General features: G+C 60.2%; 19 protein-coding genes and 1 tRNA gene. 16 read left to right on the forward strand and 4 right to left on the reverse strand.

From position 1 onward, the window contains the following. Positions 1 to 2: 2 nt before the first annotated feature. On the reverse strand, positions 3 to 341 hold the full coding sequence (locus tag AUJ55_09510; GenBank protein OIO55890.1) for a transcriptional regulator: 339 nt from the start codon (positions 339 to 341) through the stop codon (positions 3 to 5). Positions 342 to 376: 35 nt separating this feature from the next. Beyond that, positions 377 to 1,189, reverse strand: coding sequence for a hypothetical protein (locus AUJ55_09515; protein ID OIO55891.1), 813 nt, complete (start codon positions 1,187 to 1,189; stop codon positions 377 to 379). Between the two features lie 379 nt (positions 1,190 to 1,568). On the opposite strand from AUJ55_09515, the gene AUJ55_09520 reads away from it, so the two are divergent. The 11 genes from AUJ55_09520 (at position 1,569) to AUJ55_09570 (ending at position 10,438) form a co-directional block, all read left to right on the forward strand. Continuing rightward, a tRNA-Arg gene (locus tag AUJ55_09520) sits at positions 1,569 to 1,645 on the forward strand. Positions 1,646 to 1,648: 3 nt separating this feature from the next. Then, positions 1,649 to 3,676 carry a hypothetical protein gene (locus AUJ55_09525; protein OIO55892.1) on the forward strand — a complete coding sequence of 676 codons (2,028 nt, stop codon included), beginning with the start codon at positions 1,649 to 1,651 and terminating at the stop codon, positions 3,674 to 3,676. Positions 3,677 to 3,769: 93 nt separating this feature from the next. After that, positions 3,770 to 4,102, forward strand: a complete 333-nt coding sequence (locus tag AUJ55_09530; protein ID OIO55893.1) for a hypothetical protein — start codon at positions 3,770 to 3,772, stop codon at positions 4,100 to 4,102. Between the two features lie 94 nt (positions 4,103 to 4,196). Beyond that, the gene (locus AUJ55_09535) at positions 4,197 to 6,002 is read left to right on the forward strand and encodes an elongation factor 4 (GenBank protein OIO55894.1); all 1,806 of its coding nucleotides are present in this window, start codon (positions 4,197 to 4,199) and stop codon (positions 6,000 to 6,002) included. 63 nt (positions 6,003 to 6,065) lie between these two features. Further along, positions 6,066 to 6,827 (forward strand): signal peptidase I, encoded by a 762-nt coding sequence (locus AUJ55_09540; GenBank protein OIO55895.1) that lies wholly within the window; start codon positions 6,066 to 6,068, stop codon positions 6,825 to 6,827. Beyond that, positions 6,827 to 7,492 (forward strand): ribonuclease III, encoded by a 666-nt coding sequence (locus AUJ55_09545; GenBank protein OIO55958.1) that lies wholly within the window; start codon positions 6,827 to 6,829, stop codon positions 7,490 to 7,492. The genes AUJ55_09540 and AUJ55_09545 overlap by 1 nt, the downstream gene beginning before the upstream one ends. After that, a complete protein-coding gene (locus tag AUJ55_09550; GenBank protein OIO55896.1) occupies positions 7,489 to 8,406 on the forward strand; it encodes a GTPase Era in 918 nt (305 codons plus the stop codon). The genes AUJ55_09545 and AUJ55_09550 overlap by 4 nt, the downstream gene beginning before the upstream one ends. After that, positions 8,403 to 9,059, forward strand: coding sequence for a hypothetical protein (locus AUJ55_09555; GenBank protein OIO55897.1), 657 nt, complete (start codon positions 8,403 to 8,405; stop codon positions 9,057 to 9,059). The genes AUJ55_09550 and AUJ55_09555 overlap by 4 nt, the downstream gene beginning before the upstream one ends. 23 nt (positions 9,060 to 9,082) lie before the next feature. Continuing rightward, complete coding sequence (locus AUJ55_09560; GenBank protein ID OIO55898.1) at positions 9,083 to 9,817, forward strand: pyridoxine 5'-phosphate synthase; 735 nt, start codon at positions 9,083 to 9,085, stop codon at positions 9,815 to 9,817. Then, positions 9,814 to 10,209 carry a hypothetical protein gene (locus AUJ55_09565; protein ID OIO55899.1) on the forward strand — a complete coding sequence of 132 codons (396 nt, stop codon included), beginning with the start codon at positions 9,814 to 9,816 and terminating at the stop codon, positions 10,207 to 10,209. The genes AUJ55_09560 and AUJ55_09565 overlap by 4 nt, the downstream gene beginning before the upstream one ends. Next, positions 10,202 to 10,438, forward strand: a complete 237-nt coding sequence (locus AUJ55_09570; protein ID OIO55900.1) for a hypothetical protein — start codon at positions 10,202 to 10,204, stop codon at positions 10,436 to 10,438. Before AUJ55_09565 ends, AUJ55_09570 begins: the two co-directional genes overlap by 8 nt. Here AUJ55_09570 and AUJ55_09575 read toward each other — a convergent pair. Beyond that, positions 10,435 to 11,430 carry a hypothetical protein gene (locus tag AUJ55_09575; protein ID OIO55901.1) on the reverse strand — a complete coding sequence of 332 codons (996 nt, stop codon included), beginning with the start codon at positions 11,428 to 11,430 and terminating at the stop codon, positions 10,435 to 10,437. The genes AUJ55_09570 and AUJ55_09575 overlap by 4 nt on opposite strands. Positions 11,431 to 12,058: 628 nt before the next feature. Then, positions 12,059 to 12,886, reverse strand: coding sequence for a hypothetical protein (locus AUJ55_09580; protein OIO55902.1), 828 nt, complete (start codon positions 12,884 to 12,886; stop codon positions 12,059 to 12,061). A 369-nt stretch (positions 12,887 to 13,255) separates the two neighbouring features. Between AUJ55_09580 and AUJ55_09585 the strand changes: the two genes are divergently transcribed. From AUJ55_09585 to AUJ55_09605, 5 genes are read left to right on the forward strand one after another with little or no spacing between them, the layout of a single operon-like run. Next, the gene (locus tag AUJ55_09585; GenBank protein OIO55903.1) at positions 13,256 to 15,697 is read left to right on the forward strand and encodes a hypothetical protein; all 2,442 of its coding nucleotides are present in this window, start codon (positions 13,256 to 13,258) and stop codon (positions 15,695 to 15,697) included. Between the two features lie 2 nt (positions 15,698 to 15,699). Continuing rightward, positions 15,700 to 18,006 (forward strand): hypothetical protein, encoded by a 2,307-nt coding sequence (locus tag AUJ55_09590; GenBank protein ID OIO55904.1) that lies wholly within the window; start codon positions 15,700 to 15,702, stop codon positions 18,004 to 18,006. An 11-nt stretch (positions 18,007 to 18,017) separates the two neighbouring features. After that, entirely contained in the window at positions 18,018 to 18,224 is a 207-nt protein-coding gene (locus AUJ55_09595) for a hypothetical protein (protein ID OIO55905.1), read from the forward strand. Continuing rightward, the gene (locus AUJ55_09600; GenBank protein ID OIO55906.1) at positions 18,208 to 19,800 is read left to right on the forward strand and encodes a hypothetical protein; all 1,593 of its coding nucleotides are present in this window, start codon (positions 18,208 to 18,210) and stop codon (positions 19,798 to 19,800) included. Before AUJ55_09595 ends, AUJ55_09600 begins: the two co-directional genes overlap by 17 nt. 7 nt (positions 19,801 to 19,807) lie before the next feature. After that, positions 19,808 to 20,722, forward strand: coding sequence for a hypothetical protein (locus AUJ55_09605; protein ID OIO55907.1), 915 nt, complete (start codon positions 19,808 to 19,810; stop codon positions 20,720 to 20,722). Positions 20,723 to 20,769: the final 47 nt, after the last annotated feature.

Here is a 20,769-nt window from a genome sequence, read left to right on the forward strand (position 1 = left end):
AATCAGATGGCGTCTTCGTTCTCTTCGCCGGTCCGAATGCGAACGGCACGCTCTACTGCAGTCACAAAAATCTTGCCGTCGCCGATCTTACCGGTCCGGGCTGCCTGGGCGATGGCGTCGAGCGCCGCGTCGACCTGATCGGCCGAAACCACAACCTCAACCTTCACCTTGGGCAGAAAATCGACCACATATTCGGCGCCGCGATAGAGCTCGGTGTGCCCTTTCTGGCGGCCATACCCCTTAACTTCGGTCACGGTCAGTCCGTGGACACCGATGGCGCTGAGCGCCTCTTTCACTTCGTCGAGTTTGAAAGGCTTGATGACCGCTTCGACCTTTTTCACATCATTCCCCTTATTAAGTCTTGTTGTTGTGCCGATCAGTAGTCGACCGATGCGCCGAACCAAAGCATATGATCGACCTTGCTGTTCAGTCCCAATTGCACCGAGGCAAAAACCTCTAGGTCGTTGCCGACCGAGCGGGAAACCGTGCTTACCAGATCGGAAACGACGCGGTTTTTCCCGTAAACGCGCCCCCCCTCGACAACGAACCGGGCCTGGGTCTTCTCGTCGATGGTCATGCCTCGGCTCACATCCCACCACCAATCGGCGGCATTGGCCAGCCTGCCCGCCGCAACCGTCTTGTACAGGGTGGCATCGTACCCTTTCCAGGAGGCTCCGGCATACAGGTCAACCTGATTCAGGGAGCTTAAGTTGGTGTACAAAAAGCCCAACACCCCGACCTTGTAGGTGACATCCCAGGCCAAATAGCGGTCGGTAAATTCGATCCTGGGATCGATCTCGGTGACGTTGGGCCGGTCGAAACTCGACAAAAAGACCCCGCCGCTCCAAGGGCCGCTGTGTCCTTGAAAGACTCCCTGCAGGGTGACCCCGGAGGAGGCTGTGTTGCCGCGCAACACATACTGAGAAACCATCCAAACCGAGCCGTCGAGGACGATCTCAGGGCCGCCCTTTTGGGGCGGGGGGATGTCGGCAACGGTTTTGGGCGCCGGAGATGCCACGTTGCTGGTCGTCGCCGGTCCCGTAGGTACGGTAACGGTGCCGGTGGTGGATTGATCCTGCGACGCTGCGTCGTCACCGCCGGAGGTTTGATCCCCTTGGGTCGAGGCGCTGGTGGCCCTGTCGCGATTGGCGGTATCGGCCGGTTGGGAGATTGTCTCTTGTGCCGACAAGGACTCCGCTTGCACAGGCGCTGGACCCTCGGCCCAAACGGGGGTTGAAAAAGCACACGACGTGCCAAGGAGGGCGATGAGTGCGGGGGTTGTTTTCTTCATGATGGTAAACCCTTGGGGTGATGAATCATGGGACAGAAACAGGTCGGTGGTTGGCGGTGCGCGAAATGCGTGCCATCCCTTTTAAATGACCTGCGCTTCATCACGCGGTGAGTGTCTCTGTATATTGCGAGGGCAATTTTCCGTCCAGTTTTGTCAGGGTTGCGACATTGGGGCATGCGCTACCCCCAAAGTTGACCACGACCGCCCCCCTCCCGACAATGCCGCCCCTTGTCGATCCCCTCTGTGCCCGAACATTGTGATTCTGGCCACCTTATAAGCCCCCGTAGCTCAGATGGATAGAGCGTCCCCCTCCTAAGGGGAAGGCCACAGGTTCGAATCCTGTCGGGGGCACCACCAATGCCCATGACTCCGGACGCCATCGCATCCTTCCTCGCCCCCAAGGGGCCGCTTGCCCGAGCTGTGGCCCGTTTCGAGCCCCGTGCCGGTCAGGTCGACATGGCCCAGACGGTTGGCCGGGCCATCGAGTCCGGCGGCCACGTGGTCATCGAGGCGGGGACTGGAACCGGTAAAACATTCGGTTACCTGGTGCCGGCACTGTTGGCGGCCCGCGGTCCGGTGGTGGTTGCCACCGCCACCCGTACCCTGCAAGACCAAATCTTCGAAACCGATCTGCCCCGACTGTTGCCGCTCTTCCCCGGCATCAAAGCGGTTCGTCTCAAGGGGCGGGCCAACTATCTGTGCCCCTTTCGGATGAAACAGTGGGTCGCCACCGTCGATGTCCGGGTGATGACCCTTGAGGAGCGGCTGCGCCTGCGGGGCTTGATCGATTGGAGCAGTCGCACCGTCGAGGGGGATCTGGCCGAGTTTCACGATCTGTCGGAGGAGGATCCCTGGCGGCGCTCGATCACCAGCACCCGCGAAAACTGTTTGGGAAGGGAATGCCCCGATTTCGTCGAATGCCCCTTCAACCGGGTGCGCCTGGCCGCCATGGAGGCGGGGTTGATCGTCACCAACCACCATTTGCTTTTGGCCGATCTAGCCCTGAAAGAGGGGCGGTTCGGGCAGATTCTTCCCGAGGCTGCAATGGTGGTGGTCGATGAGGCCCACAACCTGCCCCCCCTGACCTCGGTGGTCTTTGGCGATTCGGTCTCAACATGGCAAACCCGAGATCTGATCGGCGATCTGCGCAAGCTCGGCATTGAGGCGGGGGTTGATGAGGTTGTACTGCGCGAGGCCGACCGGGTTCATCAGGCCACCGAAGAGGTGATTCACGCTTGGCCGAGCGGGGTGGAGGAGGGCAAGGAGGAGATCGGATTGCTGCGCGAGCGACTGCCAAAGTTGCCCGAGGCGCTCGGAGATTGGCACCAAGCGCTGAGCGATCTGGCCGATCTGCTCGACCGGCGCAAAGAGGGGGCCGAAGAGATCGCCAAGCTGGCCGAGCGGGGGCAGGAGCTTGCCGATCGGGTCGGGAGTCTTTCCCAGAGCAGTACCCGGCCCGAGGTGGTTCATTGGGCCGAACGGGGTGCCCGGTCGGTGATCCTACACGGCCATCTGGTCGAGGTGGCCGGGGTACTTCGTCAGACCTTGTTTGCCCGCTACCCCACGGTGGTGATGACCTCGGCGACCCTGACCACCGCCGGAAAATTCGACCACTTTTTGATCACCGTGGGGCTCGACCGGGAAACGACCCCGACCTTGGTGGTTCCTGGTAGCTTCGATTACCCCAATCGTACCGTTCTGTATTGTCCGCCCGATCTGCCCGACCCCAAGGATCCCCGCTACATCGACCAATTGCTGCCTCGTATGGGGGAATTGGTTCGGGCCACCGAGGGGCACGCGTTGCTGCTCTTCACCAGTCATCGCCACTTGACCAAGGCGCGGGCGTGGTTCGAAACCCAGGATTGGGACTTCCCCGTCCTGGCGCAAGGGCAAGGGTCGCGCCGAGCGCTGCTGGAGCGGTTCCGGGCCACACCCGAATCGGTGTTGCTGGCGACCGGCAGTTTCTGGGAGGGGGTCGACATTCAGGGGCGCAGTTTGAGCTGCCTCATCATCGACAAACTTCCGTTCCCCTCGCCCGACGACCCGGTGCTGAGAGCGCGCATGGCCCAGGTCAAGGAGCGGGGGCGCAGCGACTTTGTCGACGTGATGATTCCGCTGGCGGTCACCCAATTGCGGCAGGGGGCCGGAAGGTTGATGCGCCACAGCAACGACTTCGGGGTGTTGATGATCTGCGATCCCCGACTGCGCCGTGCCAATTACGGCCGCATCTTCATCGAATCGCTCCCCCCCATGAAACGATTGGGACATCTGGCGGGGGTGGCGCGCTGGTACGAGGGGATCGTGGCCGAACACGAAGCGGGCGACGCGGGGAGTGAGGCCGACAGGGGAGGCGGGGACGTTGCGGGCGGGGGGCCGGACGGTTAAAGTCCGGCGCTTTCCGCAAGGTTTGGTTTGGACCCCCCATGCCGTCGCTTTTGGCGGTTGAAGAATTGAGTTCGAGAGGCTTGAGACAAGGCGATGATTACCGAGGATGTCGTGCTGAGTGCCACCCAATACGGCAAGAAGTACACCTGCTACCAATGCCATCAGGCGTTCTACGACCTCAACCCCGAGGGGAGCTCCTCCATCGAGGCCATCTGCCCGGTTTGCAACGCCAACCAGAAGGATGCCCCCATCCCTGCCTACATGGGTGGGCGTCGCCGTAAGGTGGTGCTGGAGGAGGCGGTTGCCGAGGTTGAAGACAAGGATGACGACGATGAGGATCTGGACGTCGACGCCGACCTCGATCTGGATGCCGAAGACGATGCAGGCGATGTGGACGAGCCCGAGAGCGAGGAACCTGCGGTTTGATTTTGGGGTTCCCGCATTGTGTATGATCGATGGAAGGCCCGGATTTCCCGGGCCTTCTCCCTTTTAAGTCGTCTCTTCCCCCCTTCGGTATCCCATGGTTTTCGAAACCATCCGCAATTTCTCCATCATTGCCCACATCGACCACGGCAAATCGACCCTGGCCGACCGTTTGATCGAGTTCACCGGCTCGCTGGAACAACGCAAGATGAAGGCCCAGGTTCTCGATAAACTGGATCTGGAGCGGGAGCGGGGGATCACCATCAAGGCGCAGACCGTCCGGCTCATGTACCCCGCCCAGGACGGCAAGACCTACCAGCTCAACCTGATCGACACCCCCGGCCATGTCGACTTCACCTACGAGGTCAGCCGTTCGCTCGCCGCCTGCGAGGGGGCGCTGCTGGTGGTCGACGCCTCCCAGGGGGTCGAGGCTCAGACCCTGGCCAACGTCTACCTGGCGTTGGAGCACGATCTAGAGCTGATTCCGGTGCTCAATAAGATTGATCTGCCCGCAGCCGATCCCGAAGGGGTGGCCCAGCAGGTGGAGGATCTGGTCGGCCTGTCGAAGGAAGAGACAATCCGCGCCAGCGCCAAAAGCGGCATCGGCATTCGCGATATTTTAGAAGCGGTCATTCACCGCCTACCCCCCCCGCAAGGGGATCTCGATGCTTCGCTCAAGGCGTTGATCCTCGATTCTTGGTTTGATCCTTACGTCGGCACCATCATGGTGGTGCGGGTCTACGACGGCCGGGTCGCCAAGGGGACCAAGATCAAGATGATGGCGGCTGGGGGGGTGTTTCAGGTCGAGAGCGTTGGCATCTTTACCCCCGAATCCCAGGTTTTGGCCGAACTCAAGGCGGGTGAGGTCGGCTTCATTATCGCCGGGATCAAACAGGTGGCCGACTGTAAGGTGGGCGACACCGTCACCCGGGCCGACAGACCCACCAGCGAGCCTTGCCCCGGTTTTGCCGAGGCCAAGCCGATGGTTTTCGCCGGGCTCTACCCGGTCGATTCAGCCCAATACAGCGACCTGCGCGAGGCGCTTGAAAAACTGACCCTGAACGATGCGGCTCTGGCTTGGGAGCCGGAGACCTCGGCGGCGCTGGGGTTTGGTTTTCGGGTCGGCTTTTTGGGGCTGCTCCACATGGATGTCACCCAGGAGCGGCTGGAGCGGGAGTACAACCTTGAGCTGATTACCACCGCCCCCACCGTGGTCTACGAGGTGGTGTTGACCGACGGCACCAGCATCGAGGTCGACAATCCGGCCGATTTGCCCGATCCGGGGCGGATCGACCACATCCTGGAACCCTTCATCACCGCCAATATCTTCCTGCCCAAGGATTACCTGGGGGCGGTGATTGCTCTGTGCGAAGAGCGGCGAGGCATCCAAAAAGACCTTGCCTTCATCACCGAAACCCGGGTGCAACTCAGTTACCAGTTGCCCTTCAACGAGGTGGTCCTCGATTTCTTCGACCGGCTGAAATCGATCACCCGTGGTTACGCCAGTCTCGATTACGAACCCCTCGATTTTCGTCCCGGCGATCTGGTTAAACTCGACATTCTTATCAACGGCGAGCCGGTCGACGCCCTGTCGATCATCGTCCATAAAGACAAGGCCTATTACCGAGGCCGCGAGCTGGCTGCCAAGATGAAGGAGCTGATCCCCCGGCAGATGTTTGAGATCGCCATTCAGGCGAGCATAGGCAGCCGGGTGGTAGCCCGCGAGACGGTGAAGGCACTGCGCAAAAACGTGTTGGCCAAGTGCTATGGCGGCGATATTTCGCGCAAGCGCAAGCTGCTTGAAAAGCAGAAAGAAGGCAAAAAGCGGATGAAGCAGGTGGGGAACGTCGAAATTCCTCAAGAGGCCTTCCTGGCCGTCCTTCAACTTGGGGAGGATCGTTGATCCCCCCTACCGAGCCCCTCGATAGGGCCTCATCGCGAACAAACTTGAATACATAGGTAGGGCATGGACTGGATCGTACTGTTGATCGCCATCGTTGTGGTGGCTGCGACATGGCTGGCCGTCGACCGCATCGCCAGGGCGTTGCGCCGCCCCGACCGGCACAAATCCTTCGATTGGATCGAGGCGCTGCTGGTGGCCGGGATGATCGCCCTGGCGATCCGTACCTTTTTGGTCGAACCCTTCCGCATCCCCTCCGGATCGATGATTCCCACCCTGCTGGTGGGGGACTACATCTTCGTCAACAAGCACTCCTACGGCTTGCGGGTTCCCTTCACCGACACCTGGTTGCTCGACGATCACCAGCCCCAGCGGGGCGAGGTCATCGTTTTTCGCTACCCGCGCGAGCCCGACAAAGACTTCATCAAGCGGATCGTCGGCCTGCCGGGCGACACGGTCGAATACCGCAACAAACGGGTCTATGTGAACGGGCAAGAGGTCGGCGCCAACCCGAGCGGCCACTTCCGCTACCTCGATCATTACGGCCGCCCCATCGACACCGCCTCTTTTCAAGAGGCTCTGCCCGAGGCGGCGCCCCATACCTTGATCCTCAATCCCAAGGCGTTTGCCGACGACCGCGGCCCCTTCCATGTCCCCCCCGACCACTTTTTCGTTATGGGTGACAACCGGGACGACTCCAACGATTCGCGCTATTGGGGTTTTGTCCCCAAAGCCAACCTGATCGGTCGGGCCGAGATGGTTGGGTGGTCGTGGGATCACCTGGATGGGGGGTTGCGTACCGACCGCTTTTTCGTCCCCATCAAGTGATGGCGACCCCCCGTATCGATCCTGCGGGTTTCCACAATCCGGCCTTGTTTCGCCAGGCGGTGACCCACCGCTCCGCCGAAAATCTGCCCCACAACGAGCGGCTTGAGTTCCTGGGAGATGCGATACTCAACACCACCATTGCCGAGGCGCTCTACCGGGTCGAGCCCCCCATCGCCGAGGGGGCGATGTCGCGGATGCGGGCCCAGTTGGTCTGCCGCGAAACCCTGGCCGAAATTGCCCGCGAGGTCGGCATGGGGCCTCATTTGGTGCTCGGGCCGACCGAAGAGCACGACAAAGGGCGGTACAAACCTTCGATTCTGGCCGATGCCTTAGAGGCCTACCTTGCCGCCGTGCGGATCGACCGCGATTTGGCCACCGCACAAGGGTTGATTCTGGCCTGGTGGGGCGAACGGTTGCAGCCCGCCGCCCTGGCCAGGCTGGTGAAGGACCCCAAAACCCAATTGCAGGAATGGCTCCAGGGGCAGGGGCGCCCCCTGCCCGAATACCGGATCGAGCAACCGGGGGGGAGCGATCACAAACCGCTCTTTCGCGCTTCGGTCTGGATCGACGGGGCCGAGGTGGCCCAGGCGACTGCCGGCAGCAAACGCAATGCCCAACAAGAGGCGGCCCGGTTGGCGCTGGAACTGATCGAAGGCCACTCATGAGCGACTTAATGAATACCCCCAACCCCGATTTCCGCGCCGGTGCCATCGCCCTGCTGGGTCGTCCCAACGCCGGCAAGTCAACGCTTCTGAACCGTTTGGTCGGGCAGAAGATCGCCATCACCACCCCCAAACCGCAGACCACCCGTAACCGCATCACCGGGGTGGTGCACCGCGAGGGGGGGCAATTGGTTTTGGTCGATACCCCCGGTCTGCACAAGGCGCAGTCGCGGCTGCACCGCATGATGGTGGCCACCGCCATGCGGGCCGCGGAAGAGGTCGATCTGGTCGCTTTTCTGGTCGATGTGGCTCAAGGGGTGAGCGAATACGACAAGGTGCTGCTCGACCGGCTGACCAAGGGGGGGCGCCCCTTGACCATCCTGCTCAACAAGGTCGACCGAGTCGCCAAACCCAAATTGCTGCCGCTGCTGCTGGAATTGGGCAAACGTTACCCTCAGGCGACCCTTTACCCCCTGTCGGCCCTGAAGGGGGACGGCGCCGAGGGGTTGGTCGACTTGTGGATTTCGGCGCTTCCTAAGTCGCCCCCGATCTTCCCCGAGGATCAAATCACCGACGTCACCTTGCGTTTCCTGGTCTCGGAGATCGTGCGCGAGAAGCTTTTTCTCATTCTGCAGGAGGAGCTTCCCTACTCGGTGGCGGTGGAGGTCGAGAAATTCTCGGAAGGGGCCGAACGTACCGAAATTTCTGCCACCATCTGGGTCGCCAAAGACAACCACAAGGGGATGGTCATCGGCAAAGGGGGGGCTGTACTCAAGGATGTGGGGGCCAAGGCTCGGGCCGATATCGAGGAGCTGCTGGAGCGTCCGGTCTTCTTGGAACTTTGGGTCAAGGTCCACGCGGGGTGGGACGAGCGTGGCCATCTGTTGGCCCAGTTGGGCTTCATGGACGGCGCTTGAGCCGCAAAGAGGAACTGGACGGTTTCGTCCTGGAGCGGGAGTCGTTTGGCGAGATCCAGCTTCTGCTCACCCTCTACACCCGCCTGCACGGTCGGGTCAAAGCGGTTTTGTACGGCAGCGGTGGACGCCGCGATGCCCTGCTTCACCCCGCCAACCGGGTGTTGGTGTGGGGGGCGATGGGGCATCACCGATTTTTGATCGAAGAGGTGGAGCTGGGGCTCGAGGGCATCGCTTTGGCCGACCCCGCCAAGGGGCGGGCCTGGGGACGCCTGCTGGCACGACTGTGTCACCCGCAGCTGGTGGATTGGCACCCCGATGCCGGTCTGTTCGATTTGATCGCCGCCTACCACCTGTCGCTACTTGAGGGGCGAGGGGGGGAGCAGGTGAGCCATCGCCTGGCGTGGCGGCTGCTTCAGGCCGCTGGACAGGCCCCCGATTTAACCCGCTGCGTGCGATGCGGCGCCCCGTTGCACGATGACCCGCCCCCCGGATTGCTGCGTCAGGGGTTGGGCTGCCCCCGTTGCGCTTCCCAACCGCTGGCACCCCACCGGTGGCGAGCCCTGCGCAATCTGGTCGAGGGGGGCACAGGCGAAGGGGCCGCCGAGGTGCTGCGCCACTGGGTTGGGCAGGCTTTTGAGGACCGCACCCTGTAAACACGCTTATTTGAGGCAACGCCATGATTCAACTGGGCATCAACATCGACCATGTCGCCACCCTGCGCCAAGCCCGGGGCACCCGTTACCCCGATCCGGTCGAGGCTGCCTTTCGTGCCCAGAAGGGGGGGGCGGATGGGATCACGGTTCATCTGCGTGAAGACCGCCGCCACATCCAAGAGCGGGATGTTCTGCTTCTGCTCGACACCATCGAGGTACCGCTGAATTTAGAGATGGGGGCGACCGAAGCGATGCTCGCCTTCGCCTGCGCCCATCCCCCTGCCGAGTGTTGTTTGGTCCCCGAAAAACGTGAAGAGCTGACCACCGAGGGGGGGCTGGATGCCGCCGGTCAAATCTCTCGTTTGCAAGAGGCGATTGCCGCCTTGAGCGCGGTCGGCAGCCGGGTCAGTCTGTTTCTCGATCCCGATCCCCGCCAGTTGGCCGCCGCAGCGGCGGTCGGCGCACCGGTGGTCGAGCTGCACACCGGACGTTACGCCGATGCCACCACCCCCGCTGAGAGGGCCCGTGAATATGAGGCGCTCTACCAGGCCGCCGAAGAGGGGGTGCGGCTGGGCTTGACCCTCCATGCCGGTCATGGACTAACCCATCACAACGTCGCCCCCATCTGCCGCCTACCCGGCATCAAGATGCTCAATATCGGCCATGCCATCGTCGCCCGCGCCGTTATGACCGGCATGGAGGAATCGGTGGCCAGCATGAAGCGGATCATGATCGAGGCCGCAAAGGGGGGGGCGTGATTCGGGCGGTCGGAACCGACTTGGTACCGGTGGCACAGATCGCACGCTGGTGGGGCCGTTTTCCTGAACGGGCGGCCAGGCGGCTGTTCACCGATGCAGAACAGCACCGTTTTGCCGGGATGGTTCCGGCCCGGTTGCACGAACACATCGCCGGACGTTTGGCGGTTAAAGAGGCGGTCTTTAAATGTTTGGAGGCGCCTAAGGGGATCGGTTGGCGCGACGTGGCGGTTTTGGGTGGACGGGGAACCCCCCCGAGCATCGAGCTCTTCGGGGTGGCCCAGGAGACGTTTCAAGCGGCGGGTGGGGGGATTTGGCACGTCTCGATCAGTCACGCCGCCGGAATGGCCACCGCCGTGGCGATTTGGGAACAACGGGGGCAAAACGATGGGTGAGGGGGGGGTGGTGCTGCTGGGGCGCGAGGATTGTCATCTCTGCCACGAAGCCCGTCAGGTGCTGGAGTGTATGGGGCTGACCTTCTCCGAGATCGACATCGACACTGACCCCGATCTGGTCGCACGTTGGGGATGGGAAATCCCGGTGTTGCTTGATGCTGCCGGGGCGGTCATCGCCAAACACCGTTTCGATGCTGTTGCCATTGCACTTTTGCTTGAAGGGGGTTAACCCCCGCGGATGCTCTCTTCCACATCTTCGGCGTACAGCGACTTGGTAATGAAGATCAGTGGGGTTTTGCTCAGGTCGATGGTCCGTGGAATAGAGAGCTTTTGTTTGGCCTCGTTGTAACGCACCTCGATCCTGGGGCGTAGCGGCGAGTCCCGATAGGTTTGAACCACCCGTCCCACCTCTTTGGTGTTGAGCTGGACGTAAGTCCCCATCGGGAAGACCGAGATGTTGTTGATGAGCCCCTTGACCTGCCTCGGGTCGAACACCCCTTTGAGTTCGCGCACAATCCGCTGCACCGCTTCGACCGGCAGTAAACGCTTGCGGTAGGGGCGGGGATGGATCATTGCCTCGAAGGTGTCGATCAACCCGATCAACCGCGCAGCCGGATGGATCGCCTCGCCGGTTAGATGGGCCGGATAGCCCGAACCATTAAATCGCTCTTGCTCCTGAACCACCAATGCGGCCAATTCCGGCTCGTCGGGATAAATGGTTCGGACCAGATCCTGGGTCTCCAAGGGGTGGAGCTGCATCATCTCCCGCTGTTGCTGACTGAATACCCCCCGCTCCACCAACAACCCCACCGGAAGACGTGCCATCCCCAGGTCGTGAATAGCTGCCGCCCGCACCGCAAGCCTCAGACTATGGGGATCAAGGACCTCCATCCCCACCTTGTAGACATAAAAGGTGACGTTGAGCAGATGCAGCGTCAGATCCTCCATGATTGCCCTGTCGTTCTCTCCCTGAACGGGGGGAAGGGCCAGCTTCTCGATGGGATTTTCAAGCAGGATCTGCTCCAGGGTTTGGATCTGATCCGGCTGTTTCTCAAGCAAGCTGAGCAGTTGATCCACCACCGGCAAAAAGGCGCCGTGGGGGATGATCTCCCCCCGATGGATAGCAAGCAGCAGGGCAATCAACTGCTGGGCAAAGGCCGAAACCAACCCCTCGATGGAGTGGGGAAGCCCCTCTGGGCCGACAATTTCCCAGATGGCCAACGCCTGTTCTTCAGGGGTTTCCGGGATCGGCGGCAATACGACCGCAGAGGGCGCTGGAGGGGGGACCTGTGGGGGAGACGATTGCTGGGGCTCAACTTGAGCTGGGGCGCTGCCAAACAGGGTGGTGCGTCGTGGAGCGGCCGGTTCAACCGTTGGAACCTCCGCTGCATCATCGTGGGGGGACGTTCCACCGAACAGGGTTTCGGGCAGTCCGAAGGGGTGAGGAATCACCGCAGCGGTTTTTAGAGGGGCTTCTGGCTTGTGGGTAGCAGTTGGAGAGGCTTGAAAAATAGGCTGCTCGACCGGGGCAGCGACGATGGGTGGTGGTTCTCGCCGCGACGGGGCGCGGCTTGTTGGGGCGTCAAACAGGGGGGGCGGGGTTTGCGACGTTTGGGGATGGGCGGCAATACCTGCGTCCCAATCCTGAACAGTATGTTGTTGGCTCGGGTTGTCCCTATCCGATTGGGGCTCGGGCGAGAACAACCCCTCTTCGGACTCCAGGGGTTGCGGTCCGGGTTCATCTGCAAAAAGGGCGGACCAATCCTCCTGCCCCTGCTCGGGGGCTACCACCGCCCGGAGGGGCGTCTGAGTGTTGGCATCGGCAGGGTTTTCACCCTCGAACAGCCAATCACGAAGGCGCAGGGTTGGCTTGGCCATGGGGAACGATCCCCTCTTCTTCCAGTACCCTAAGTACTGTGTCTTGATCGATAACCTTAGCCTGAAGGCTCATGCCCAACAGCAAGGCCAAATCGCAAATGTTGTTGATGATCCTGGGGATGCCGTTGGCGGCTCGGTGGATCAGTTCAACCGCCGAGCGGGTAAACAGGGGACGGCTGCCACCAGCGATTTTCAGGCGGTGGACGATGTAGCGGGCGGTCTCCATAAAATCCATGGGATGGAGGTGGTATCGAATTCCGATCCGCTGCGAAAACTGCGGTATCGCATCGATCATGCCACGCAGCTCGGGTTGCCCCACAAACAGAAGTGTCATCAAGAAACCGGATTCATCCTGTTCGTTGAGCAGCAATCGGAGCTCTTCGTAGACCTCTGGATCGTTGATGACTTGTGCTTCGTCAAGCACCACAACCGTGTGGCGCTCCCTGTGGTGATTTTCTTGGGCGACCTTGCGCAGGCCGCGCAGGGCGCTGAGTTTGTCGTGGCAATCGCTCGAAAATTGGTGACAGATCTCTTGTAAAAGATCGGAGGCCGATAATTTTGGGTAGGTGACGTTCGCCAGGTCGATCCGCATTTCGGCCATACGTGCGATCATGGCTCGGATCACGGTCGATTTACCGCAGCCGACATCTCCGGTCAGTAAAAATGCCCCTTTACGCTGTGTGACCGCATACAGCATGCGGGCCAAAGCCTCTTCGTGCTGCTGAGAGCGGAAGAAAAACTCAGGCCGACCCACGTTCTCAAAGGGGGGGCGTTGTAGTCCCCAATAACTCAAATACATGACAGCCTCGTCCTTCGAAGCAGCGAATTGGAGGAGCCCCGGGGGTGGGTGAATACGTCTTTGGGCAAGGGCGGTAATGTACATCACGAATCAAGTGGGTGTGTTATAGGCCATATAACTCTTGTTTTCAAGGTCTTGTGGGTACATCCTAATGCTGTTTCTACTTTTAGGCATGCGAGTGGGATGGCAATCGAAAATGGAGCGGGGTTGCCATGGTGGACTCTGTCTCCCAAGGTTTTCCGTAGTCCGGACGTTCGACGCCCATTGATATAAAAGGGGTTTCAGGTGCGTTTTCTGCGCGTGACATGGCCGGTCGTACTGGCTGCGGTTTTGTTGGCAGGGTGTTACCCCACTCTGCCGAGGCCGACGATGGAGGATCCATCGCGTGGGAACACAGCCAGTCGTTGGACCGATTTCGCCCCACAATTGGGGGAGAAGGTTAAGGCGATTGCGGTGGGCGACCTGAACCGGGACGGTCTGCTCGATTTGGTGGTTGGTTCCGAGCAAGGGCCCGAGGCGGTGCAGATCTGGATGAATGTCGATGGCACCACGTGGCGTCCCGGGAATCGTTTTCCGGTGGACGCCACGGTCATTAGCTTGGCCCTCGGTGATATCGACGGCGACGGTGGTTTGGATCTGGCTGTGGGGGTGGAGGGCAATACCACAGGTTTATTGCTCTGGCGCAACCAAGATTTTGGACGGCGGTGGCACCCCCTGGAAAGTCCGGCGCGGGTGGGGCGTTATCCGCAAATCGCCTTGGCTGACATCAACCGCGATGGTCGTCTCGACCTGATCGCCCCTAATGCCACCCGCAGCCAGGAGGGGGGCATTCAGGTGTGGCCCAACGTGGGGCAAGGGCATTGGGGGAGCAACATTGGCCCCGCCGTTACCGGGTTATTCCACGGGGTGGTTGTCGACGACATCGATGGCGATTCGGTCCCCGACTTGGTGGCCACCGCAGGGGGAAACGACGGAGGGCTATTTCTGTGGCGTGGCTATGGGGACGGTCGTTGGCAGGTGCGTCAACGTTTGGCGGAGGGTGATTTGGTTCAGGTGATCCCCGCCGACATGGACGGGGATGGACGTCTGGATCTGGTAACGACCGCATATATGGGTGGAGTGCGCTTGTTCCGTCAGGGGGGGGATTCGCCTTCCGGTTGGGAGGAGAAGATCTTAACCGTCAACGGCAGCTTCGGCCCGCTGGGGGTTGGCGATTTAGATCGGGACGGCGACCTGGATGTCCTGGCAGGCTCGATTTCAGGCCAGGGGCTCTGGCAGTGGCGCAACGACGGTGGTCGTTTCCAGCGCGTCGATATGGGGTTGCCCGACCGGGGCATTGTGGACGATTTAACCCTGGCCGATGGTTCGCGCAACCAACGGCTCGATGTATTTGCCGTGTTCCATAGGGATGGCCTTTCGGTGTTGTCCGAGGGGCAACCCTCCCCGGTTGAGGTACAGATCGACGAGGATCTGACGCCTGTGACCGTGGGCGAGCCGCTACGGGTTTATTTCGATGCGGGTATTGCCGAACTACAACCGGCCGCCAAGTTGCGAATCCAGCGGTGGGCCAAGGATCTGGAATCCGATCCTTCCCTTGAACTGCATATCGACGGGTTTACCGACGAACGGCAGATCCACTCCGAGCGTTTTGCCTCCAACCACGAACTGTCGCTGGCGCGTGCCCAAGCGGTCGCCAATCTGATCGCCAAAATGGGGGTGCAGTCCTCGCGCATGAAGGTGCAGGGGCTGGGGGACCAAAACCCCTTGGTCGAAGGGCATGATGAACAGGCATGGGGGCAAAACCGGAGGGTGGAGGTGCAGATGTTCCGTCGGCCTGTGAGTCGACGCGATGCCGCGATACCCCGCTCCAGCCAAACGGCGGATGGGATGTCGATCCTCGAAAACAAGATCTTCAAAATGGTTGAGGGGCGTCCCGAATACAAGATCGGCCCTGGTGATGTTCTAACCATCACGTTATGGGAAGGGAGTCAGGGAAGCACATTCACCCCCGAGGTGTTGTTCGACGGCACCCTTTCATTCACCTACTTCGACAAACTGAAGGTGGAGGGGTTGACCCCTTCCGATATCGACCAAGTGATTACCGAGCGGTTGTCCAACATTGTGCGCAATCCCCGGGTCGATGTTCAGGTCAAGGAGCATAAAGCCCATGTGGTGACCCTGTTCGGCAGTGTGCAATCGTTATTGCGCCAACCGACCGGCCCTGGCCCTTACAAAATGTCGGGGCGGGAGAGTTTGCTTGAGTTTATTTCCCGGGCAGGGGGGCCGACCAGCGACGCCGACCTCAATCATGTGCAGGTACGCCGTGGCGAAAAGACCATGGTGGTGAATCTTTACAAAGCGATGTACGAGGGGGACCAAAGTCAGGATTTGGTTTTGGATGCTGGCGATACCGTGATCGTCCCCTCCCAGAAAATGACCACCAACCAGATCTTTGTGTTGGGGGAGGTCAACAAGCCCGGCATCGTCTCTTTCCAGGATCAAATTCATCTTTTAGAGGCGTTAACCCGGACCGATAGCTGGAAACCGTCGGCCGATTTAAGCGAAGTCCGGGTGGTGCGAACGGTGGAGGACCGCCCCGTCATTTTGGCGGTCGATTTCAACCGTCTGCTGCAAGAGGGGGATCTACGTCAGAACGTCCTGCTTGAGAACAATGACATCGTTTTGGTGCCGACCGGTCCGATCGACAACTGGAATGCCTACATCCAGAAGTTGATGCCTTCGTTCTCTCTGATTACCCAGCCCTTGAGCGTGTTCTACCAGCTCTACATTCTTCAACAGCTGGGCAAATAGCCATGGCGACCACCTACGAACTCAATCTGCGCGATTACTGGTTCATCGTCGTCAAACGGCGGGCAATCATTATCTTGTCGACGCTGATTCTATTCGGATTCAGCACCTTCTTTTCGTACATCAACAAACCAGAACCGCTCTATGAGGCGACCGCTTCGGTCAAGTTGGAAAAATTCAACAACCTGGCCGGTCTGCTCCTACAGAACTTCTCGTACGACGAATACGACTCGGTTTCGACCCAGATCTCGGTGATTACCAGTTATGGGGTGATTGAGGAGGTGGCACGTCGCCTGGGGAAAATCGACCCTAAGAAGAGTACCGAGGCGATCCGCGCCGATCCCGAGGCCATGGGGACCATCCTTGCGCTCAAGGGGATGGTCAGCGCCGAACAGGAGGGGATGAGCAGCATCATCAACATCTCGGCGGTCTCGGCGTCGCCAATATTTGCCCAACAATTGGCCCAAACATTGGCCGAGGTTTATCGCCAACAAAATCTGCTCGACCGCAACATTCAGGTGATCGAGGCCAAGCGTTTTATCGAGAAACAGCTTGCGAGCATCGGCGACAAACTACGTAAATCGGAACGGGAGGTCAGCCGTTATCAGGAAGAAAACGAGCTGCTGACCCAATCTTCCGGGGGTGGCAACACCGTATATGAGCAACGTTTAGCCGATTTGCAGGGGGAGACCGATACCGCTCGGCGACGGCAGGCAGAATTGGATTTGATCTACCACGAATTGGATCGCCGTTTGGCCGAAGGGGACAGTCACCCTCTCGAAGGGCTGGTGACCATTGAGATCAGTCCCCTGTTCGACAAACTCAACGGCTCCCTGGTCGAGCTCTACATGAAACACAACGGGCTGCTGGTGCATTTTATGCCCGATCACCCCCAGGTGCGGGAGATCGACCAGCAGATCGCTTCGATCCTCGACAGCATCCACGACGAAATCAAAGCCCAGGTGATGGGGGGGGAGCGCAAAATTAAGGCGCTGACCCAAGAGACCGCCCAATTGCGGGCCTCGTACCAAGCCATGCCGGAAAAAGTCCTTGAATTCGAACGTCTCAAACGTGATGTCGAAATCACCAACAACCTGTTCGAAATGCTGCAAGAAAAATATCAAGAGATCCTGCTGCGCGAAGCCGAAAAGGTGCAGGAGGTTTCGATCCTCCGCCCTGCCTTGACCCCTGCGGTCCCCATCAATCCTCCTAATATTCAGGGGGCAATGGTGGCGGGGCTGTTGATTGGGCTGATGTTGGGCCTGGTCTTTGCCATGCTGCTGGAAACCCTCGATACCTCGATCGCCACGGTGGACGAGATCGAGAGTCTGTTGGGGGTGCCGGTCCTCGGCTTCATTCCCCAATTGACCCAGGACGAGGCGCGGATCCTCTTGATGGGGGACCGAAAACGCAGGGAGGGGGGGGAGGACAAAGGGGAGTTGTCGGTCGACGAGCTGGAGCGGGCGGTGCGCCTGATTACCCATTTTTCGCCCGATTCGACCCTATCAGAGGCCTATCGAACGCTGCGGACCAATATTCAATTTGCCACCATCGACCAGGAAAAACTGGTGCTGATGGTCTCCTCCTCATCGGCCAAGGAGGGCAAAAGTACCGTGGCGGCCAACCTTGCGGTCTCCATGGCGCAGCAGGGCAAACAGGTCTTGTTGGTCGACGGCGATCTGCGCAAACCCATGCAACACCGCACCTTCGGAGTGGAACGCGAACCAGGGCTTTCCGATGTGATTTTGGGGAGTTTCGAATGGCGTGAGGTGGTGCGCACCGTAACCGACTTGATGACCGGCGAAATCGGGGTTGAGGCGATCATGCGTACCCCTGGGCTTGATAACCTGTCGATCATCACCTCGGGGCAAATCCCCCATAACCCTACCGACCTCATCAACTCGCAGCGTTTTGACCATTTCCTGGAGGAGGTGCACGAGGCATACGATGTGGTGCTCTTCGACGTCAGCCCCGTGCTTCATACCACCGATGCACTGATTCTGGCCTCCAAGGTGAATTACGTTCTGTTGGTTTATCAGGTGGGTTCGGTGGTCTCTTCGGCCCTACGTCGCACCCACACCCTGTTGCAGCACGTGAATGCCAGTCTGTTGGGGGTTTCACTCAACGGAGTGCATTCCGATATCTCTCGCGATTACGCCGCCTACAAGATGAAGAACTATTACGCCTACGGCTATGGGCGCAAAGAGGGCAAAAAACCCGAAGGGGCCATGGAAAAACTGTGGACCGATATCGGCGATACGATCGAGGCGGGGTGGTCGCGGGTGAAACGGTTGTTTTTGCGTAAAGAATAGGGGGAAAACCGATGACCATGCCCCGGTGGTATGTGCGCAATCGACGCACCATTCATGGATTTGCGGGGCTGATGGGGATCGGCGTTGTGCTGTTGTTGCTCCTGTTTCAAATTCGGGGCTGCGGACAACAGGTCGAGACCAAGGATCTCTATCGCCCCATGGATCGCCCCTCCGAGCATGGCCGCGTGGTTGTTCAGCCCCATGAAGCCCAGCAGTAACCTCCCCCTGAGGGGGGGCGTCGGCGCTCAAGACTGGAACCGCGGGACCGCCTCCCTCACCCCCATTTCGGTCGCCCTGGCCCTATTGGTATTCGGGGTCGTCGTCTCCTACCTGTTGATTCAGGTTTCGGTGGTGGCGGCCATGGTGGCGGTTCTAGGGGCCGCAGTTTTTCTCGCCTGTTTTATCTCCATTCAATTTTCGGTCGTTCTCCTCATCCTCTCGACCCTGCTTTCTCCTGAATTGCAGATGGGTGGCGGTGGTGTGGGAACGACCGCCTCGCGGGGCGTCACCATTCGGGTCGACGACCTTTTGCTGGCTCTGATTGCCTTTGCCTGGCTTGCACGTATGGCGGTGCGCAAGGACTTAGGATTTCTGCGTTCCACCGTGCTCAACGGACCCATGAAGGGGTATCTGGCGGTGGTGGCGCTGGGCACCACCATGGCCTTTGTTGAGGGAAGGCTCTCTTCGCCACTTGTGGCGTTGATGTACGCCCTGAAGTATCTGGAATTTTTTCTGATTTATTTTGCCGTGATCAACACGGTCGAGGGGCCGAAGGATGTCCGCCGGTTCCTGACGATCATGTTCGTCACCTGCGCGGTCGTTTCGATTCTAGGGATCATGCAGATCCCCTCGGGGGGTCGGGTTAGCGCCCCTTTCGAGGGGGAGGAGGGGGAGCCCAATACCTTCTCAGGGTATTTGGTATTGCTGATGGGGCTGATGGCCGGGGTCTATTGGCACAAAGGGGTCACCGGAAAAAACCGATTGATCCTGTTCGTTTTTTTGATGCTCACCCTTCCCCCCTTCCTTTATACCGAATCGCGCGCTGGGTATTTGGCGGCAGCCATGGCCTACGTGGCATTTTGGTTTTATGCCGAGAACAAGCGACAAATCGCCATGGCGACCTTGGCGATTCTTGCGGTTTCCCCCTTTGTGGTGCCCGACCGGGTCATTGATCGAATCTCCTACACCTTTAATCAAAGCGAGCGGGAGGCCATTGGTTATCAGCGGGTCGAGGTGGCGGGGGTGACGGTCGATACCTCGACCACCGAGCGGTTGGAATCGTGGAAAAACGTCCTGACCCGCGATTATTTCAAACACCCGGTCATCGGTTTCGGCGCCACCGGATATCGCTTCGTTGATGCCCAATACGTCCGGGTTCTGGCCGAAAGTGGGGCGATGGGGTTTCTGTTTTTTAGTGTGTTGCTTGTGCGCATTTTTAAACAGGCCAAGGCGCTTTACCGAGAAACCGACGATCCTCTCCTTAAAGGGGTGGCTCATGGCTTGATGGCGGCCCTGATCGGCCTATTGGCCCATGCGGTGGGCTCCAATACCTTCGCCATCGTCCGGGTGATGGAGCCCTTCATGATTGCCACAGCATTGGTGGTCGCCTCCCTTCAGATGTTGAAACAACAACGGGGGGAAACGGCGCTTGCTGAAACTGCTAGTGGTCAGGCCATTGTCGAACCTGAATCGATGGCTACACCCATCGCTGCGAGCGGTCGCAAGGTCGGCCCTGTACCCCGCCGCCAAGTTCGCCTGCCTTCCCCCCACCCACCTTGGCGACGTGGTGGCTGAGACCCAAGTGGGCCATCCGCTCGCCTGGCGGGGTTGGGTCGACTGGTGGAGCGGGGAGCTGGCCATCGGCCATGCGCCCCAAAGTGTGCAGGCCTATCGCCGCGATATCGGCGATCTGTGCGATTTTTTGGTGGAGCAAGGACTTGACCTCGAAGCGGCGCAGCGGGTCGATCTGGGGCGCTACCTGGGGCGGTTGGCCCAGGAGGGGGCCAAACCCTCGACCCTGCGGCGGCGCATCGCTGCCATGCGCTCCCTCTTTTCCTTTTTGGTCACGGCAGGGGTGCGGCAGGATGACCCCTCTGCGCTGCTGCAACGTCCCCGCTTGCCCAGCCGCCTGCCCAAGGTGTTGGAGGAGGGGGAGGTTGCCCTGCTGCTCGATGCCGTCTGGCCCGAAACCGCTTTGGCCAGCCGCGACCGGTCGATCCTGGAGCTAATGTACGCCACCGGGCTACGTGCTTCCGAGGTGGTGGGACTGCGCCAAGACCAGGTGGTGCTCGATCCAGGTTTTTTGGTGGTTCGGGGCAAGGGGGGCAAGGAGCGGTTGGTCCCCTTGGGGGAACGGGCCATTGAGGCGACGACCCGGTATTTGCTGGAGGGGCGTCCCTTGCTGGCGCCTGGCCGAATGTTGCAGGAGGGAGCACTGTTTCCCTCCACGCGGGGGGGAGTGATGACCCGGCAGGCGCTGTGGGGTCTGGTCAAGCGGCGCGCCCTGTCGGTCGGGATCGACCCCGGGAGGATCTCCCCCCACACCCTGCGTCACTGCTTTGCCACCCATCTTCTGGCCCATGGGGCCGATTTGCGTGCCGTTCAGGCGATGTTGGGTCATGCCAGCCTGACCACCACCCAGATCTACACCCACATCGCCAACCACCGTTTGCAGCAGGTCCACCACCAACGCCATCCCCGCAATCGCACCGTTTGAGCGCCTTCGTTGTACCGGGGGGATGTGTCATGATCGCGGCGGTTTTT

It is taken from the genome of Proteobacteria bacterium CG1_02_64_396, from assembly GCA_001872725.1.
In the GTDB taxonomy this organism is placed as follows: domain Bacteria; phylum Pseudomonadota; class MNWR01; order CG1-02-64-396; family CG1-02-64-396; genus CG1-02-64-396.

What these genes read in the sequence shown, in the direction of transcription:
- AUJ55_09570 (OIO55900.1), top strand. Translation starts at nt 10,202, where the DNA reads ATGGGTGAGGGGGGGGTGGTGCTGCTGGGGCGCGAGGATTGTCATCTC.
- AUJ55_09525 (OIO55892.1), top strand. Translation starts at nt 1,649, where the DNA reads ATGCCCATGACTCCGGACGCCATCGCATCCTTCCTCGCCCCCAAGGGG.
- AUJ55_09585 (OIO55903.1), top strand. Translation starts at nt 13,256, where the DNA reads ATGGAGGATCCATCGCGTGGGAACACAGCCAGTCGTTGGACCGATTTC.
- AUJ55_09545 (OIO55958.1), top strand. Translation starts at nt 6,827, where the DNA reads ATGGCGACCCCCCGTATCGATCCTGCGGGTTTCCACAATCCGGCCTTG.
- AUJ55_09595 (OIO55905.1), top strand. Translation starts at nt 18,018, where the DNA reads ATGACCATGCCCCGGTGGTATGTGCGCAATCGACGCACCATTCATGGA.
- AUJ55_09540 (OIO55895.1), top strand. Translation starts at nt 6,066, where the DNA reads ATGGACTGGATCGTACTGTTGATCGCCATCGTTGTGGTGGCTGCGACA.
- AUJ55_09600 (OIO55906.1), top strand. Translation starts at nt 18,208, where the DNA reads ATGAAGCCCAGCAGTAACCTCCCCCTGAGGGGGGGCGTCGGCGCTCAA.
- AUJ55_09580 (OIO55902.1), bottom strand. Translation starts at nt 12,886, where the DNA reads ATGTATTTGAGTTATTGGGGACTACAACGCCCCCCCTTTGAGAACGTG.
- AUJ55_09535 (OIO55894.1), top strand. Translation starts at nt 4,197, where the DNA reads ATGGTTTTCGAAACCATCCGCAATTTCTCCATCATTGCCCACATCGAC.
- AUJ55_09560 (OIO55898.1), top strand. Translation starts at nt 9,083, where the DNA reads ATGATTCAACTGGGCATCAACATCGACCATGTCGCCACCCTGCGCCAA.
- AUJ55_09590 (OIO55904.1), top strand. Translation starts at nt 15,700, where the DNA reads ATGGCGACCACCTACGAACTCAATCTGCGCGATTACTGGTTCATCGTC.
- AUJ55_09530 (OIO55893.1), top strand. Translation starts at nt 3,770, where the DNA reads ATGATTACCGAGGATGTCGTGCTGAGTGCCACCCAATACGGCAAGAAG.
- AUJ55_09550 (OIO55896.1), top strand. Translation starts at nt 7,489, where the DNA reads ATGAGCGACTTAATGAATACCCCCAACCCCGATTTCCGCGCCGGTGCC.